This window comes from Veillonella atypica, from assembly GCF_041431435.1.
GTDB lineage: Bacteria > Bacillota > Negativicutes > Veillonellales > Veillonellaceae > Veillonella > Veillonella atypica.
On record NZ_JAPVXV010000003.1, the window covers coordinates 311,423 to 328,292 of the forward strand.

Consider the following 16,870-nt stretch of genomic DNA (forward strand, 5'->3'; position numbering starts at 1 on the left):
GTAGCGGCTATTTTTCCGCTTAAATAAGGGTAGTTAACAAGATAACTAAAAATTTTAAACTTAGTACCTACAAAAGGAGGCTTATTATGAAATTTAATAGAATCGTATTAGTCGTCGTATCATTAGCACTGATGTTGTTCGCATTAGCAGGCTGTGGAAAAGATGCAGCGCAAGACAACCAGAAGAAATTAAACGTCGTTGCCACTACGACGATGTTAACGGATTTAGTAAAAGAAATTGGCGGTGACCATGTGTCCGTCCAAGGACTCATGGGTCCTGGCGTAGACCCTCACCTCTACCAAGCAAGCGCCGGCGATGTAACAACTATGTCTAAGGCAGATGTTGTAGTGTACAACGGTGTTCACTTAGAAGGTAAAATGGGTTCTATTTTCGACAATTTAACAAAACAAAATAAAGCTACCATCCGCGTATCTGACGCTATTGATCCAGCTACTCTACTCGACTTTGATGAAGAAGACGGCGTAAAGACAAAAGATCCTCATATTTGGTTCGATGTAGCTAACTGGAAACTTGCAGCCAAGGCTGTATACGAAGGACTTTCAAAAGCAGATCCAGCTCACAAAGAGGATTTCAAAAAACGGTATGATGCGTACCTCACTAAATTGGATGACACAGATGCATACATCAAAGCTCAAGCAGAATCTATTCCTAAAGAATCTCGCGTTCTCGTAACAGCACACGATGCCTTCCAATACTTCGCTCGCGCTTATGGCTTTGAAGTAAAAGGTTTACAAGGCGTTAGTACTGCTACAGAAGCAGGCACACAAGATGTAAATGAACTTGTGCAATTCATCGTAGATCACAAAATTAAAGCCATCTTCGTAGAATCTTCTGTACCGCACAAAACAATTGAAGCCGTTCAAGAAGCAGCTAAAGCTAAAGGCTGGAACGTTGCTATCGGTGGCGAATTGTACTCCGACTCCCTCGGTTCCGAAGGCACTGAAGGCGGCACATATATCGGCATGGTAAAAACTAACATCGATACCATCGCTAAAGCACTTAAATAAACAATGATAAAAGGAGGTCTCTATGGAATGGGCCGTTGAAGTTGAAGATATGACCGTAGCCTATACGACAAAACCCGTACTATGGGACGTAGATATGAAGGTACCCATCGGTTCCTTAGCGGCTATCGTCGGCCCTAACGGAGCCGGTAAATCTACATTATTAAAGGCCATGTTAGGCCTATTAACAGTTATCTCAGGTAGTGTTAAGTTTTATATCGACCACCACCTTGCGATGGATAAAAAGGATTACAAGAAAATCGCCTATGTACCTCAAAGCGGTAGCGTAGACTGGGACTTTCCTACTACCGTATTAGACGTTGTACTTATGGGCCGCTATGGTCATCTAGGTTGGTTCAAACGACCAAGTAAAAAGGATAAGGAGCTGGCCCTCTCCATGATTGAAAAAATGGGCATGAGCGACTATGTAAACAGGCAAATCCGTCAACTTTCAGGGGGCCAACAACAGCGTGTATTCCTCGCGAGAGCCCTCGTACAAGAGGCAGATATTTATCTCATGGACGAGCCTTTCAAGGGCGTCGACAAAACGACGGAGCACGCCATTATCTCCCTTTTACAAGAAATGAAAGCCCGTGGCAAAACGGTGATCGTCGTACATCACGATTTAAATACGGTACCTCAATATTTCGACTGGGTAACGATGGTCAATAAGCAAACTGTTGCCTATGGTCCCGTAGCAGAGACCTTCACTGATGAAGCCATCGAGCGCACCTACGGCAAGGGGAGGATTGTATGACCATTCTCCAATCCTACACGACACAGATGGTATTGCTCGGTACGGCTCTCTTGGGCCTTGCCAGTGGTATTGCAGGTTCCTTCGCTGTACTGCGCAAGGAAAGCCTCATCGGTGACGGCCTCTCTCACGCAGCACTGCCCGGTGTAGTCATCGCATTCTTGCTGACCGGTATAAAAGACATTGAGGTACTCATTATAGGTGCTGCCCTGTCCTCTATCACTGCGGCGTGGCTCATTACCATCACCGTTGAAAACAGTAAAATCAAATTCGATGGCGCTCTGGCTACTATACTATCTGCTTTCTTTGGACTTGGTATGGTTCTACTCACCTACCTTCAAAGTCTGAACAATGCCGGTCAGGCGGGGCTTTCAAAATTTATATTTGGACAGGCCGCCACCATATTAGCCCGCGATGTGTACATTACATCGGCGGCAGCGCTCATCATTATCGTTTTAACAGCCTTATTTTGGAAAGAGCTAAAGCTCATCTCCTTTGACGTAGAATACGCTAAAACTTTGCAAATTCCCGTCACCTTTACACTCATTTTATATCGTTCCCTATTGATCATGACCATCATCATCGGTATTCAATCAGTAGGTGCTATCTTGATTAGTTCCCTACTCATTGCACCGGCCGTAGGGGCCCGTCAGTGGACGAACAAGCTAGGTACCATGTGTATACTAGCAGGATGTTTCGGCATGGTATCTGCTATCGGCGGTACCATTTGGAGTACAACAGTACAAAAACTGCCTACAGGTCCTGCGATCATCGTCATTCTGTCGGTTATTGTACTGTTGAGCCTCATATTTGCACCTAATAGAGGCATCTTGTGGCAATTCCGGAAAAGAGGTGCCCCATGACAGTACATACAGAGATTTTACTCATCGCCATTGCAGTATCTATCGCGTGCGCTATCCCTGGTGTATTCCTCGTGCTGCGCCGCATGTCCATGATGGCTGACGCCATTACGCATACCGTATTCCTCGGCATCGTGCTTGCTTTCTTTGTAACGGAAGACTTAAACTCTCCCTTGCTTTTAGTAGGGGCAACCGTAGTCGGCGTAGGAACAGTGTGGCTTACAGAGATGATTCATAACACGGGCCTCGTCAACGAAGACGCATCCATTGGTATCATCTTCCCCCTCCTCTTCTCCATTGCCATCATTCTCGTCAGCCTCTACAGCGGCAACGCACACCTTGACGTAGATACGGCACTTCTAGGGGAAATTGCGTTCGCTCCATTCGACAGATGGATTGTAAACGGCACCGACCTAGGTCCTGTTTCACTATGGATTTCCCTTGGGGTGGCATTCATCAACCTCCTATTAGTTATGCTCTTCTACAAGGAATTGCAACTATCTACCTTCGACCCACTATTAGCAGGGCTCTTCGGCTTCATGCCAGCCCTCATCCACTACGTGCTCATGACCATGGTGTCCCTAACCGTGGTGGCTTCATTCCAAGCAGTAGGCGCCATCCTCGTTATCGGCCTCATGGTCGGACCTGCGGTTATCGCTTATTTATGGACGGACTCTGTGAAAGCCATGCTCATTAGCAGTATCATCATCGGCATTATCTGTGCTGTCATCGGTACAGAAGTCGCTTTCACCCTAGACGTATCCATTGCAGGCGCTATCGCAACAACGATTGGTCTCGCATTATTAATTGCCGTTATTTGCACGCCAAAGACAGGCTATATTGCAACCTATCTTCGCCAGCGCCACTTGCGTCGTCACTATCGAGAAACGATGATGCTCTGCCACATCTACACCCATATGAACACACCTGTGGCGACCATTGAAAACGGTATCGGCACCATTCACGAACACTTGAACTGGAAGCCAGACTATACACACCAAGCCGCAACACACCTTAAGAAACAAGGCTTGTTGTATGTAACAAATGGGTACTACATGCTGACCGATAAAGGCGTAGCGCAAGTTAAAGAAATTATTTAAATATAATACCAATACTTTGTCCCAACAAAAAAGAAGCTGAAACCAATGCTAATCTGCAAGATTTCAGCTTCTTCTTTTGTATTTAATTATATGGCTAGAACACAATACGCATCTGATACCACTTAGCACCGCCGTGATCAGATACAGATTCACCTTCATTTACAAAGCCAAACTTGGCATAATAGTGAATCTTTTCTTCCTTACATGTCAAAATTACACCTTTTCTCTTTTCTTCTCTAGCAAGCTTTATGAAAGCCTCAATCAACTGACCGCCTACACCGCGATTCCGATACTCTGGCATTGTATTTAAACCAAATATCATCTGCCATGCGCCATTGGGGTTATGTAAGGAAGCATCGGCGAACATCTCATCGGTTAGGATTTCATCATCCGTTACAAAACCATCGATAAAACCGATAGGTGTATCACCGTCAAAGGCAATTAAAAACTGACCTGCATAATGATCTAATCGTTCCTTAAAAGCCTCACGAGGGGCTGCTTCGGCTGGTGGGAAACAGGTAGATTCTATATTTGTAACAATGTCTAAATCATCAGTAGTGGCTTTTCGTATATTCATCTTGTATCTCCAAACATTTCTTCTATATCTTTATCCCATTTATCAAAATCTTTTGGCATTTTAAATTTACCTTTTGCAATGCCTATACGTTTCGACACATCCACTTTTGATTCTGCTTGTCTAGTGTCTTTAGATAGTGTAAGCTGCGCTACAGTCCGTCCATCTTGTTTGATATATATAACAGACTCTTCTCCTGTCTGTAGTTTTTTTACAAGCATAGGCAATTCTGCTGTAGCTTGTGTTATTGTTACTTCACACATAGTTTTTCCTCCTCCCTGTAAAATTTAGTTACTCAATTATATATCATTAAAGCGCTTTGCTCATATAGTTTACTATAACTTTCTCATCTCACGCACGAATGCCTCCGCCTCCTGTAAGTTCTTTGGGAACTCAAAATACATGTATCTTTCAGTACCATAAATGGGATTCCTAAAATCATAGCCACTCAACAACAAATACTCTATAATCTTCCATTCTTTATCATTAGATTTTTTAGGAGCTTTGAACTTCTCATTCACAAAGTACATTTTGCCTTTACATATAGGACAGGTTTTATTTGTATTAAATAACTCGTAATTCGTCCCCTCTGACAAGGATATTCTGCAATTGGTACATACATTTTTATATCCCATAATTATTTTCTCCCATTGGTTTATGTTGAAAGATTTATTTTACAAGCTCTCATCAATTATATATAACATATCGCCTGTGAAGTATATGTCCATTATACAGTGAACTGGATTCCCTTCAGTCCATAACCATCCTTGGAGTACAGCTCGACCCCAGTTATAAGTCTCTGTAATAACCTCGAACTCACTTTCACTATAATCCTGCTGATACTGAGGTAACTCAATCCTTTTACCTGTGAAAGTATCTAATATTGTACTATTAAAGACAAGAATTTCTAGATCATCAATATCACATTTTTCAAATACAATCTTGGCCTTATGAGTTTGTTCAACACCATTCTCATAAGAAAAAATATAATCAAAGATAAAAGTTAAATTACCATCTGCGTATGCTATTTTTTGGACCCTTGCATCATGGAGAGAGTATTTGGGATACTCGCCAAAAGATTTTGTCGTTTTCATAGGACCTCTATTTTCAAACAACTGTTTAATCAAAATCTATAACTTAAAATTAGTATACCAATTATTTTGTATAACATAAAAGGGGCTGTAACAAAACAGCCCTCAATCATTAATATTTAAATACCTAAAGTAAAAACCTCTTTATAAAATGCTATCATGTCTTTTGCATATTTCGCGGCCCGAGGAATGCCCAATCTTTTATAATACTCAGCTACTATCTCTTGATGATTCTTCAAGAGATCGAACTCAATTATATACAAAGCAATACTCGTTTTAGAATATTTTCCTATTTCAATTGTAGTTGATACATCCTCCTCAGATATTTCCTCTCCTTTTGGAAATTCTCCATCAGGATACGCCTCAATAGTATCGTCGCTATATTGCAAAAACTTTTTAGACCAAACGATAATATCTTTTCCATATTCTTCTATCATTTCCTCGTAAAACTGCACCATCTCTTTTTCTGAAAGCACCTTACAATTAAAGCCTTCTAGTAAGAATTGTCTCTGTCTTAATCGATTTTTTAGCTCTTCTATTTCAACACTTTGGTAATCTTTATAAAAGTTATCGACTCCTAGTTCTTTTATAATATCTAAATATATGTCACTATCTAAAAGTTCTTTTATGGTTTCCATACCCTTATTTCCTTAAAGATATCTACTAGTAACAACAAAATAGAAAAAATAAATTAGAGCAACTACTACTTTCACAAAAAGCCTCTCACCATAACGATGAAAGGCCTTTGTATATGTATTCTTTAAATACTATGTTGTTCTAATTTTTATTCCCACTCAATTGTTGCAGGTGGTTTAGATGTAATATCGTACACGATACGGTTGATATGTTGTACTTCGTTTACGATACGACGGGAGATTGTGTCCAATACGTCGTAAGGGATGCGCGCCCAGTCAGCAGTCATGAAGTCTGTTGTTGTTACGCCACGCAATGCCAATGTGTAATCGTATGTACGGAAGTCACCCATAACGCCTACAGTACGTGTAGATGTTAATACTGCAAAGTATTGGTTGATGCTGCGATCAAGGCCAGCTTTAGCAATTTCATCACGGAAGATGTAGTCCGCATCACGCAAGATGTCGAGTTTGTCTTTCGTGATTTCGCCCATTACGCGAATAGCAAGACCAGGACCTGGGAATGGTTGACGCCATACGAGGTAATCAGCCAAACCTAATTCAGAACCAAGTTCACGTACTTCGTCTTTGAAGAGATTACGCAATGGTTCGATAAGGCCTTTGAAGTCTACAACTGCAGGCAAGCCGCCTACGTTGTGGTGAGATTTGATAACTTCTGCTTCACCAGTACCGGACTCAATAACGTCAGGGTAGATTGTACCTTGCGCCAAGAAGTCAACGGAGCCGATTTTACGACCTTCGTCTTCGAATACGCGGATGAATTCTTCGCCGATAGCTTTACGTTTAGCTTCTGGATCTTCAAGACCAGCCAATTTATCTAAGAAACGTTTTTCTGCATCGACACGGATGAAATACATGCCGGAATCTTTGAAAGCTGCTTCAACTTCGTCGCCTTCGTTTTTACGCATTAAACCATGGTCAACGAAGATACAAGTCAATTGGTCGCCTACAGCTTTAGAAATAAGAGCTGCTGCAACAGAGCTATCTACACCGCCAGACAATGCCAACAATACTTTGCCATCGCCTACCGTGTTACGGATTTCTTCAATAGCAGTTTTTGCATAGTTTGCCATTGTCCATGTGCCTGTGAAGCCACATACTTCGTATAAGAAGTTGTGAAGCATTTCTTTACCATGTTCAGTGTGCAATACTTCTGCATGATATTGCATAGCGTATAATTTGCGTTCTTTATTTTGCATAGATGCAACAGGACAGTCTTTTGTATGCGCAATGATTTCGAACCCTTCAGGAACTTTTGCTACATAGTCAACGTGGGACATCCAAACAACTTGGTCTTCGTCCAAGCCTTTGAACAATGGGGATGTAGTGTCCACTTTAGTAGGTGTTTTACCAAACTCACGGTTGTCCGCAGATTTAACTTCGCCACCCAATGTATGCGCCATAAATTGCATACCATAGCACATGCCAAGAACTGGAATGCCAAGCTCAAAGATTTCCTTTTCAATTTTAGGGGAATTCTCTTCGTACACGCTGTTAGGGCCACCAGTGAAGATGATACCTTGCGGCTTCAATTCCTTAATTTTTTCTAATGCTTTGTTGTATGGATATACTTCGCAGTATACATGATTTTCACGAACGCGGCGTGCAATCAACTGATTATATTGACCGCCGAAATCGACAACAATAACAAATTCCTTGTTTTCCATAGTTCCTCCGTATGCATCTATTTGTGAAAGTATATTCACCAATTTATAATGTCCATACATTCCTGTACTGGGGGTGCGTTTTAACAAGCAAAACGCTAAATTTCATTACATTTCATTATACCATACGAAGTATATGGACTCCATATATTCCGTATGAAAGTTATACATTACTTTTTAACGTTCGGATTTCTAATACATTTCTGATCCTGATAGTTCAAAGTCGCCCTTTCACATGCCTATTTTAAAATAGAACAGGCCTATTACACACACATTTCAGATTACTACAGGCCTGTTCTATTTTTAGAAGGCCTATTGCACGTGCCCATTTCAGATTACTACAGGCCTGTTCTATTTTTTAGAGAGTCTATTACACACCCATTTCAGATTACTACAGGCCTGTTCTATCTTTAAGTAGCTTATGCATTTGTACGGCCCCAACGGGACAGATTGAATAACAATCACCACACCCGATACAGCCGTTGCCAATAATAAATTTTGTGGTTCCTTCAGTGATGCATTGTACAGGACAATCTTCAGCACAGGCACCGCATTTAACGCAGGTATCGTCTATATCAAATTTTAGATTGCCCATATTACATCACCTCGCTATCAATTATAGGGATTATCATCAACTCGCTATTAGATTTTAATTTTATTTACCTTCTAATTCACGATTATGTGCAATGGCCGAATAGAGTGCACGAGCTACACCATAATTGTTATTATCCGTTGTTTCGTAACGAGCGGCAGCTTTCACATTATCTCGTGCATTTCCCATAGCTACACTAGCGCCAGCAAAACGGATCATAGATAGATCATTTTCGCTATCGCCAATGGTCATCACTTCGTCAGGCGTATAGCCCCAATGGTTCGCCAAGGCCTCTACGGCCGTGCCCTTTGTCGTATGAGGCAATACAAATTCTAAATTTCCTTCGCTTGATTCAAGAACGTCGTAAAAACGTTCGCGCCCCTTACCATCTGTGGCTGCCCCCTGAAAGTCATCGCGTAAATCAGCTAGAATGCGTTCGCGTATACGTTCATCGCCGTAAAAGATTTGAATTTTCTCCGGTCCTTCTGGCAAGGATTCTAGATGTGCCAATAAATCAGGTACCATCGTGCGCGTTTTCAAGATAAATGGTCTAATATTCGGTCTAAAGAAACGCTCCGCTTGTAATGTTTCATTGCCAACTGTTGGATATTGGCCGAAAATTTCGGCTTTCACATAAGCCTCTACAAACACACCGTAGGTCATGAGTTTCCGTACTAAATCTATGGCACGAGTTTTATCAAAGGAGATATGAACGAGTTCCTTTTTCCCCTCTTTATCCATAACATAGGCACCATTGGTACACACAAAGTAGCGCAAGCACGGCATGGCATCGATAACATCGTCCATCTCATGCCACGCACGGCCCGATGCGATAGCCACGCGGATACCGCTTTCACGAGCAGCACGAACAGCAGATACCACCTCAGGGTCCACAGATTTCGCATCATTCACCAATGTGCCATCCACGTCAGACGCGATGAATCGAATCGGCGTATCACTAGTAAGGCCTATGTAATTTTTAATGTCTAATGGTTCAGATGAAGACATACAACCTCCTTTAATACAATATAATTTTTACTTGATGTACAATAAAGATAAGCATATAAATTTATAGAATTATCGGTTCAAAGGATGTGAAATCATATGCATATACTAATCGATCGAGATGCCGTTTGTGCGGCTGATGATATGAGTCATCATCGTGAAGAATTCACCGTACCTGATGATATAACCATAGCCGGTTTATTTGAATTCCTTGAATTCAAGTACATTCCATTCATCGCTGGCAATGACGTAGTATGGGCGCTCTATCACCACGACGTTGAGGTAGGTGCCTATTTTACCAAAAATTGTAGCTTTATAAATGGCAGTATTTCATTATCATCTATTATCAATAACTCTGAAACAGATACCGAATTCTATCTACGATATTACAGCTCTCCCGATAGATATAGGAAGCACTTTATTAACATTGTGAATCTCGATTAGAAACTACTTAGTACTGTTGAACTCGGCTACAATTTCTTCTAAAACAGCTGGATTCTCAACCAAGCGCAACAATGTACGACCAATGATATTAGCACCATCTACAATGGTTTGTTCAATGGTTGGTTCGAGCATAGCATCTGCAAATTCCTTGGCATGGCACACCTTATCTGGGCCTGCCAAGCGTAGTTTAGGATGAAATGCGGCGCATTGATAGCTCACATTACCGATATCGGAACTACCGCCAATGTCTGCTGGACCTGATTCAAAATCAAGGCCCATGTCGGCCATCACGTCTTCGATGAGGTGTGTGCCGCGATGGTTTTGGTTCATATCATCGTAAGGATTACCGTAAAACTCAACGTCTACAGTCGTACCGGTACAAAGGGCAGCGCCTTCAAAAATCTTTTTAATTTGCTCGGACAAACCGTTCAAATACTCTCGTTCTGTGTGACGTACGGTTACCTCTAGTTCGCCATAGGCAGGAATGACGTTGGACGCGGTGCCGCCGTTAATGATCCACGTGCCGATGCGAGATTCTGGTCGCACTTGTTGGCGCAGCATATCCATGGCATGGATGGCGAGTTGCACGCCGTTTACCGCATTGATGCCATTCCAAGGTTCACCCGCCGCATGGGCCGATTTACCATGGTACTTGGCGCGGAAACAGTCGAGGGCTAGGAATTGCGAGTTTGGGCGCGTTTCTTCACCATCGAGATGGACCATAATGGCAAAATCATAGTCCTTAAATACGCCAGCGTTGCACATATCCACCTTACACCCCATTGCTTCCTCATCAGGGGTACCGATGATGTCGATGTCCATGTTGAAAGCTACGCCATCTTGCTGCATCTTATGTAATGCAAGGGCTGCCAAGGTGCTCATAGATCCACTCGCACAATGTCCGCACGCATGACCCACATCTGGCAACGCATCGTATTCGCATAAAATCGCTAAACGCCCTTTAGGATGATCTACTTTCACAGCAGACGCCTTAAAAGCAGTCGGCAAATTGCAGAACTCATAAGTCACAGGGATGCCGTGCTTTTCAAGAACAGCTCCGATTGTCTTAACGGATTTAAATTCATGACTAGACAGTTCAGGATTCTTCGCCAATGTATAATTAATGGTGAAAGCCTCTTGGGCGAAGCTTTCACAAGCATTGGAAAATTGTTCAGTAAGAGACATAGGCCCTCCTAAATGTATGTATAAATAACCGACCTTATTTGGTAAAAGGTACATTTCATGTACATAATTTGTTTTCGCACCTTTAATTATACAATGTTATTGCCTATTGGTTCAAAATTCCGTACAATATAAACAGATTAATATGTTTGTATCGTATTTGAGGAGGATACTATGTTTAAATTCAAAAAATTGACAGCTATCGCGCTCGTAGCCGTTGCTGCTATGGGTTTATTGGCTGGTTGTGGCAGTGAAAAAAGCAAAATGACACAAGAGGCTGGTGTGTTACGTGTAGGTTCTGAAACTACATTCCCACCATTCGAATTTACTGAAGGCGATAAATACGTTGGTTTCGACGTTGATTTGTCCGAAGCAATCGCTAAAAAATTGGGCCTAAAAATGGAATTCAAATCCATGGGCTTTGACGCTTTGATTCCAGCAGTTCAATCTGGCGACATCGACATGATCGCAGCAGGCATCAACGCAACTCCTGAACGTGAAAAAGCATTAGACTTCTCTGATGTATACTTTGACCAAGGCGGTTTCATCACAGTGGTTCGCAAAGACAACACTTCTATCCACAACATGGATGAACTTGCTGGCAAAACTGTAGGCGTTCAAATCGGTACTGTTCCTGCAGACATGGCTAAAAAAATTCCTAACACAACAGTAAAAGAAATGGACTCCAACGCCAATATCTTTATGGAATTGAAAGCCGGTACAATCGATGGCGCAATCATCGATAACGCAGTTGCTATGTACTACCTAAAACAAGGTGCTGACAAAGACCTTAAACTCGTAGGCGAACCTACAAAAGCACCTGGTACAGTACTTGGTGTTAAAAAAGGCAACACAGAATTACAACAAGCTGTTAACAAAGCTCTTAAAGAACTTAAAGAAGACGGCACATACCAAAAAATCTATGATAAATGGTTTGGTGACTATAACAAAAAATAATTTCTAGTCAACGGCTAGAACGATAATCAAAAGATACCCCACGAAAAAACTCCACCGGCCGGGTCTGTCCCCTACGGGGCAGGGCCAAAGTCGTTTTTTCATGGGGTATCTTTTTTCATATCCACTCTAACCTGACTTAGAAATTATTTTTTCGTTATACGGAAGAGAAAGAGGCCGTAGGCCCTCCTTTCTATCGGCTGGGTGGGCAATAACGGATTCTATCAATTTCACTACTATTATATTCCAAATTGACACTAGCCTTAATGCGTGGGGCAGTGGCGTGTTCTGAAACCGACTTTACACTCACTGTGGATTTCGTTTTACGAAATCTTACGTTCGTGACTAAGTGATGTGTGGGCCCCATGCGTCGCAATGCTCCTCTGTTGCCTCACACCCTACTTATGTCCCTGTGAGCCCGTAGTGCGAATCAGACCCGGCCGGTGGAGGTTCTCAGGACACGTCGTCACACGGGCCGTAGGCCCTCCTTTCTATCGGTTGGGTAGGCAATAACGGATTTTATCAATTTCACTACTATTATATACCGAATCAACACTAGAACGAGATAGTTGAAGGTGATGGGGCCTCTGAAAACGACTTCGGGCTCCGCACAGGCCGTAGGCCCTCCTTCCTATCGGTTGGGTTGGCAATAACGGATTTTATCAATTTCACTACTATTATATTCCGCGTGTCAGCTATGGACCGAGAGATAGAACCGATGGGCCCAAAAATCCGACTTTGGCCCTGTGAGCCCGTAGGGCGAATCAGACCCAGCCGGTGGAGGTTCTCAGGGCACGTCGTCACACGGGCCGTAGGCCCTCCTGTCCCTCGGCTGGGTTGGCAATAACGGATTTTATCAATTTCACTACTATTATATACCGAATTAACATAGAACGAGATAGTTGAAGGTGATGGGGCCTCTGAAAACGACTTCGGGCTCCGCGAAGCGCAGTAGCGTGTCGGCTTTCAGAGGCCCCATCACCTTTCCTACCTTTCACGAGCTGTGTATTCGGTATATAATAGTAGTGTATTGTATAAAAACGAAAGGAGGGCCTATGGCTCAATATTTCACAGACCGCCTCCAACGGGTCTTCCACTTAATTTTTATGTCTTATAATCCACAGTCCGCTCAAGAGGGCCTCCGCATATTAGAGTCGATTGTAAATAATCAATCGAATGTGACAAAACCAATTCAGCATGAATTACGCAACACGGCTACATCACAAGGCAGCGTTGGTGAATCAGATGCTGAGGAAATCTACCAGAAGGCTTTATCTCCTGAGGAACGTGAATTAGGAGACGCATATGCCCTATTGGCACGCGTGTATGCTGGGCCACGATTTACGTGGGCTGAATCGGGTTTTCCAGAGGATAATATGCGCACGTATCAGTGTTTACATGATAGTATCCGCCGGAATAGTCCAATTGGCACATTACAAGCATTACGCATAGCTGGGTCGATTACGCCTACGGTGAGGCGAGATATGCAGTTGTCCTTTGATGATGCATTCCGCATCATCTATGAGTATGCAAAGCAAGACGATGCATACTGCCAATATATTATAGGCAACGTATTCTTTTGGGGCGATTACCACGTTATTAACGAGGCTAAACAACTATTGGGCCCAGAAAAGGCTAGCTTTAGTCAACGATTACACCAAGCGACGCGCAGCAAGAGTTTACGTGAAGTCATTGCTACCTTGCGCGGTATGGTAGACGAAGAAACGCTACAAGCAAAATCTCGGGAGCATGCGAAATACTGGTTTACCAAAGCCCTTGATCAAGGTCTCGCCATGTTCCAAGGGAACTTGCGCAATATTTATATCGATGAAGGCGATTATGAAAATGCACGCCGTGTGGCACGCAGGGCCGCTGAACTAGGCAATCCGACCATGATGCTCTATACGGCTCTCGACCATCACGAAAGGGGCGAGTTTACAGAGGCTTTCACATGGTTTACAAAGGGCGCCGAACTAGGCCAGCCAGAATGCATCGCGGAACTTGCGGACTATTACTACCATTTTTATGAGCAACCTGCGTTGCGCGCTGCCATCCCGTATGACCCAATCAAGGCTACTGAACTGTATCAACAGGCGGCCACAAAGGACTTTAATGACGCCGGTTATGCAGCGTTGCAAGCCGCATTTAACTATATCTTTCACATTGGCGGCCTACCTCTCGACTGGGGGCTCATCGCCGATTTGACATACATGGCGGCGACAAAGGATCGGTTCCTGTTCTCCTTGCCGTATATCAGTTATATGCGCATTCACGGCATCGGCGTGACCAAAAACATCCGTTTTGCTATTCAATCCTTGACCCGCGTGTTAGAGGAAGAGAAACGGGCGCTTCAAGAGGAGGACCGCGTGCTCTTCTACGACATCACCCGTGCGCTCACACGCGTTGCCTTGGGCTACGCCTATGAAAAAGGTTATGTTACGGGAACACCTGACCTCGACAGTGCCGTTCATTATTATGAAAGCTCCCATCAGTACATCGTGTCACATCTCGCCAATCGCAGCGAAGAAATCAAAGATATTCCGGTAGATGATGAAGCAGCAGAACGATTAGCAGCTTTCGAAAAGGTAGATGGCCATTGGCATTACAAGGAAGGTATAACCGAATCCTCTACGACCGTGCGCCCGGCCCCTACCACATGGCCTCACAATGCAGCCCGATTATCCGTTACTATGAATGGCTTTCAGTGGGATACCACATTATATGACCGAGAAACCATCGATAAGGCCCTATCCACACAAGATACGGTGGTGCTTAGCTTTTACAATCATTTCCTAACCATTCCGGACAAATTGCGGAATATCTATAAACTAGAGACTAAACGTATGCCACGCAACACCTATCAGGTTCGATTGTACGGCTACGATCCAGCCGAAGGGCATGAGATTATTTATAAATCGCTGCTCAATGTAGAGGATGTCCATAATTTGTGGCATGATCTTTATGAAAGCCACCGTTTACCGGAGCTTTCAGATGCATGGGCCATCGAAACAGATGAAGAAAAACCGACGTGGCACTATGTACTCGACGTCGACCAAGAACCATTCCTACTCGAGGAATATGATGACGCCAACGCCATGATACAAGCATCATTGGAAGGCCTCAAGAGCAATCGCTACGAGCAAATCAACGTTCGTACCCACGATTTTATTGGGCCATCCTATTTCATATTCAAGGGCAAGCGGTCCACACCATTTAGGGTGCAACTGTACCTCAAGGAATCGATGCGCCATATCGTCGACGAACACGGCAAGCAAAAGGATATTCCCGGTAATACATACCTATTTGAACAGTACTTTGGCAATGAAGTGTCCTTGAATTACTGGATACAACGAACTATCAATACATTAGACATTCCAGAGTTAGATAATTGGAAACCGCTCAGCGTGCCTAAGGATTTACAATAATAGAATAAAGAACACAAAGGAGCTAGTACACAGCGTACTAGCTCCTTTGTTATAACCTAAACATAGGCTACATATATTATAAACGATCATGAGGGTAATGAACGTGGAAATCCCCATTTAGATTGAGCCCCTGCATATCTTGACGTTCAATCTTATCAAGCATTTTAGAACGAGCAGTTGTCATACTACTATCGCTATGCTTTCCACCAAAGAGAGCAAACTTAGATTTACCAAGCGTATACATAGTTTGTACATAAAACTCGCCAGAGTGTCCAAATGGTTTATCATAGCCCATGCCTACCGAAATGTGAGGTGTCACATTCACATTAACACCAGTTTTAATACCATTCTTATAGACACCATTTACAGGGAATGCAATATTATAGTTATATATATCATTGCTAAACCATTCTACATCTCTAATCTCTCCATTCATCCGATTCCAATGATAACGATCAATATAGGCGCGTATATAACGGGCATTTTTAAAGGTTCGTGCGTATCCGATATCATATCCATAGGCAACACGTTTTTCATGACTTTCACCAACAGAAACATCAACATCTGGTATATTATAAGGTGCTGGAATCATTTCATCACGCTTAAATTTACGATAAGACGATGTAGTACTTCCTAATGGTTTATAGAAATTAGCATACAATTCATTTTCACCAGTTACATATTCTACACCTAAACTACCACGCTTATAATGTTCTTTGAAAGCATAATCATAAAAAGCATTAATACCTACATAGCTATGCTCCTTTTTACTTAATCGGCGATAACCTATTCCTAGGCTTCCCGTTGTGCCTATGGATTGTATCGACTGATCAAAGGACCATTCATATACATGACCACCTGCATTACGTGTCACATGATTTGCATACCCATCAGCTGTACGACTTATGCCTCCATGGGAAGTAACTTTGCCTTGTACAAATACTATACTCTTAGAGTTGTTATCATGATGACCTATAGGTTGTAAGGTCTCTATGCTATATATTGGCTTGTGATTGGTTTGAAACTTCGCTGAAATATCAGTTCTATCAGCCCAATCTTGATAACTGCTAGAATTCACTTTCACAGCAGTATCTGTATCAGTACTATCTGCGAAAGCAATAGACCAACACATCGTACAAGCTGCTACACAAAGTAGCAGTCGTATATTAAACTTAGTATTAAAATACATGTAAATTTTACCCTTCTTTCACATAGTTATTGTAGCAATATAATAATTGCCATCCTTTAGGTAATTTTTATGAGTTACAGATTATAACCCTACATCAGTAACACCATGATCATAGTTTTCTTCCATAATTTCTTGTACAACCATATCACTACGATGTACCTTATCAAGCATCTTAGCACGAGCCGTTGTAATCGCGCTTTCACTATGTTTACCGCCACGCCAAGCAAACTTGGATGTGCCGATTGTGTATTTCAAGGTTGCATAAGGGCCACTCAAATGATGAGATGCCGTTTGGTAACCCGCATCAAGGGTAAGATGCGGTGTAATATGGAACTCTGCCCCCACTTTAAAACCTTTT

The 16,870-nt window shown here is 42.6% G+C and carries 16 protein-coding genes and 1 pseudogene; 7 read left to right on the plus strand and 10 right to left on the minus strand.

Going from position 1 to position 16,870, the window contains the following annotated elements; genetic code table 11:
• The first annotated feature begins 86 nt into the window (after positions 1 to 86).
• The 4 genes from O3598_RS05520 to O3598_RS05535 are packed head-to-tail and all read left to right on the plus strand — an operon-like array spanning position 87 to position 3,739.
• A complete protein-coding gene (locus O3598_RS05520) occupies positions 87 to 1,028 on the plus strand; it encodes a metal ABC transporter solute-binding protein, Zn/Mn family (protein WP_371452078.1) in 942 nt (313 codons plus the stop codon).
• 22 nt (positions 1,029 to 1,050) lie between these two features.
• Complete coding sequence (locus O3598_RS05525) at positions 1,051 to 1,782, plus strand: metal ABC transporter ATP-binding protein (RefSeq protein WP_005381419.1); 732 nt, start codon at positions 1,051 to 1,053, stop codon at positions 1,780 to 1,782.
• A complete protein-coding gene (locus tag O3598_RS05530) occupies positions 1,779 to 2,642 on the plus strand; it encodes a metal ABC transporter permease (protein WP_316599965.1) in 864 nt (287 codons plus the stop codon). The genes O3598_RS05525 and O3598_RS05530 overlap by 4 nt, the downstream gene beginning before the upstream one ends.
• Positions 2,639 to 3,739: a metal ABC transporter permease gene (locus O3598_RS05535; protein WP_371452080.1), complete on the plus strand. Its 1,101-nt coding sequence runs from the start codon at positions 2,639 to 2,641 to the stop codon at positions 3,737 to 3,739. The genes O3598_RS05530 and O3598_RS05535 overlap by 4 nt, the downstream gene beginning before the upstream one ends.
• 94 nt (positions 3,740 to 3,833) lie before the next feature.
• Here the strand turns inward: O3598_RS05535 and O3598_RS05540 are convergent, their stop codons facing one another.
• From O3598_RS05540 to O3598_RS05570, 7 genes are all read right to left on the minus strand, one after another.
• Positions 3,834 to 4,316, minus strand: coding sequence for a GNAT family N-acetyltransferase (locus tag O3598_RS05540; protein WP_227041254.1), 483 nt, complete (start codon positions 4,314 to 4,316; stop codon positions 3,834 to 3,836).
• Positions 4,313 to 4,576 (minus strand): type II toxin-antitoxin system Phd/YefM family antitoxin, encoded by a 264-nt coding sequence (locus O3598_RS05545; protein WP_227041253.1) that lies wholly within the window; start codon positions 4,574 to 4,576, stop codon positions 4,313 to 4,315. The genes O3598_RS05540 and O3598_RS05545 overlap by 4 nt, the downstream gene beginning before the upstream one ends.
• Positions 4,577 to 4,987: 411 nt before the next feature.
• Positions 4,988 to 5,407: a hypothetical protein gene (locus O3598_RS05550; protein ID WP_227041252.1), complete on the minus strand. Its 420-nt coding sequence runs from the start codon at positions 5,405 to 5,407 to the stop codon at positions 4,988 to 4,990.
• Positions 5,408 to 5,523: 116 nt separating this feature from the next.
• A complete protein-coding gene (locus O3598_RS05555; protein ID WP_227041251.1) occupies positions 5,524 to 6,042 on the minus strand; it encodes a hypothetical protein in 519 nt (172 codons plus the stop codon).
• Positions 6,043 to 6,188: 146 nt separating this feature from the next.
• A complete protein-coding gene (gene guaA / locus O3598_RS05560) occupies positions 6,189 to 7,724 on the minus strand; it encodes a glutamine-hydrolyzing GMP synthase (RefSeq protein ID WP_371452083.1) in 1,536 nt (511 codons plus the stop codon).
• A gap of 388 nt (positions 7,725 to 8,112) precedes the next feature.
• Positions 8,113 to 8,316 (minus strand): 4Fe-4S dicluster domain-containing protein, encoded by a 204-nt coding sequence (locus O3598_RS05565; RefSeq protein WP_005378245.1) that lies wholly within the window; start codon positions 8,314 to 8,316, stop codon positions 8,113 to 8,115.
• Positions 8,317 to 8,376: 60 nt separating this feature from the next.
• Complete coding sequence (locus O3598_RS05570) at positions 8,377 to 9,321, minus strand: Cof-type HAD-IIB family hydrolase (RefSeq protein WP_005378253.1); 945 nt, start codon at positions 9,319 to 9,321, stop codon at positions 8,377 to 8,379.
• A 96-nt stretch (positions 9,322 to 9,417) separates the two neighbouring features.
• Between O3598_RS05570 and O3598_RS05575 the strand changes: the two genes are divergently transcribed.
• The gene (locus tag O3598_RS05575) at positions 9,418 to 9,762 is read left to right on the plus strand and encodes a hypothetical protein (RefSeq protein WP_005378268.1); all 345 of its coding nucleotides are present in this window, start codon (positions 9,418 to 9,420) and stop codon (positions 9,760 to 9,762) included.
• Between the two features lie 3 nt (positions 9,763 to 9,765).
• Here O3598_RS05575 and O3598_RS05580 read toward each other — a convergent pair whose 3' ends face one another.
• Complete coding sequence (locus O3598_RS05580) at positions 9,766 to 10,947, minus strand: amidohydrolase (protein ID WP_371450382.1); 1,182 nt, start codon at positions 10,945 to 10,947, stop codon at positions 9,766 to 9,768.
• Positions 10,948 to 11,118: 171 nt separating this feature from the next.
• On the opposite strand from O3598_RS05580, the gene O3598_RS05585 reads away from it, so the two are divergent.
• Both O3598_RS05585 and O3598_RS05590 read left to right on the plus strand, forming a co-directional pair.
• Positions 11,119 to 11,901, plus strand: a complete 783-nt coding sequence (locus O3598_RS05585; RefSeq protein ID WP_137660390.1) for a basic amino acid ABC transporter substrate-binding protein — start codon at positions 11,119 to 11,121, stop codon at positions 11,899 to 11,901.
• A gap of 1,052 nt (positions 11,902 to 12,953) precedes the next feature.
• On the plus strand, positions 12,954 to 15,323 hold the full coding sequence (locus O3598_RS05590; RefSeq protein WP_371452086.1) for an SEL1-like repeat protein: 2,370 nt from the start codon (positions 12,954 to 12,956) through the stop codon (positions 15,321 to 15,323).
• Between the two features lie 76 nt (positions 15,324 to 15,399).
• Here O3598_RS05590 and O3598_RS05595 read toward each other — a convergent pair whose 3' ends face one another.
• Positions 15,400 to 16,512, minus strand: a complete 1,113-nt coding sequence (locus O3598_RS05595; RefSeq protein WP_371452088.1) for an inverse autotransporter beta domain-containing protein — start codon at positions 16,510 to 16,512, stop codon at positions 15,400 to 15,402.
• A gap of 81 nt (positions 16,513 to 16,593) precedes the next feature.
• Positions 16,594 to 16,870: pseudogene (locus tag O3598_RS05600) on the minus strand (inverse autotransporter beta domain-containing protein); the annotation flags it as partial.

Bases quoted from the DNA above. Each gene is read 5' to 3' on its own strand.
- guaA (WP_371452083.1), bottom strand. From the start codon at position 7,724: ATGGAAAACAAGGAATTTGTTATTGTTGTCGATTTCGGCGGTCAATAT.
- O3598_RS05575 (WP_005378268.1), top strand. From the start codon at position 9,418: ATGCATATACTAATCGATCGAGATGCCGTTTGTGCGGCTGATGATATG.
- O3598_RS05585 (WP_137660390.1), top strand. From the start codon at position 11,119: ATGTTTAAATTCAAAAAATTGACAGCTATCGCGCTCGTAGCCGTTGCT.
- O3598_RS05590 (WP_371452086.1), top strand. From the start codon at position 12,954: ATGGCTCAATATTTCACAGACCGCCTCCAACGGGTCTTCCACTTAATT.
- O3598_RS05520 (WP_371452078.1), top strand. From the start codon at position 87: ATGAAATTTAATAGAATCGTATTAGTCGTCGTATCATTAGCACTGATG.
- O3598_RS05540 (WP_227041254.1), bottom strand. From the start codon at position 4,316: ATGAATATACGAAAAGCCACTACTGATGATTTAGACATTGTTACAAAT.
- O3598_RS05580 (WP_371450382.1), bottom strand. From the start codon at position 10,947: ATGTCTCTTACTGAACAATTTTCCAATGCTTGTGAAAGCTTCGCCCAA.
- O3598_RS05565 (WP_005378245.1), bottom strand. From the start codon at position 8,316: ATGGGCAATCTAAAATTTGATATAGACGATACCTGCGTTAAATGCGGT.
- O3598_RS05550 (WP_227041252.1), bottom strand. From the start codon at position 5,407: ATGAAAACGACAAAATCTTTTGGCGAGTATCCCAAATACTCTCTCCAT.
- O3598_RS05530 (WP_316599965.1), top strand. From the start codon at position 1,779: ATGACCATTCTCCAATCCTACACGACACAGATGGTATTGCTCGGTACG.
- O3598_RS05555 (WP_227041251.1), bottom strand. From the start codon at position 6,042: ATGGAAACCATAAAAGAACTTTTAGATAGTGACATATATTTAGATATT.
- O3598_RS05570 (WP_005378253.1), bottom strand. From the start codon at position 9,321: ATGTCTTCATCTGAACCATTAGACATTAAAAATTACATAGGCCTTACT.
- O3598_RS05525 (WP_005381419.1), top strand. From the start codon at position 1,051: ATGGAATGGGCCGTTGAAGTTGAAGATATGACCGTAGCCTATACGACA.
- O3598_RS05595 (WP_371452088.1), bottom strand. From the start codon at position 16,512: ATGTATTTTAATACTAAGTTTAATATACGACTGCTACTTTGTGTAGCA.
- O3598_RS05535 (WP_371452080.1), top strand. From the start codon at position 2,639: ATGACAGTACATACAGAGATTTTACTCATCGCCATTGCAGTATCTATC.
- O3598_RS05545 (WP_227041253.1), bottom strand. From the start codon at position 4,576: ATGTGTGAAGTAACAATAACACAAGCTACAGCAGAATTGCCTATGCTT.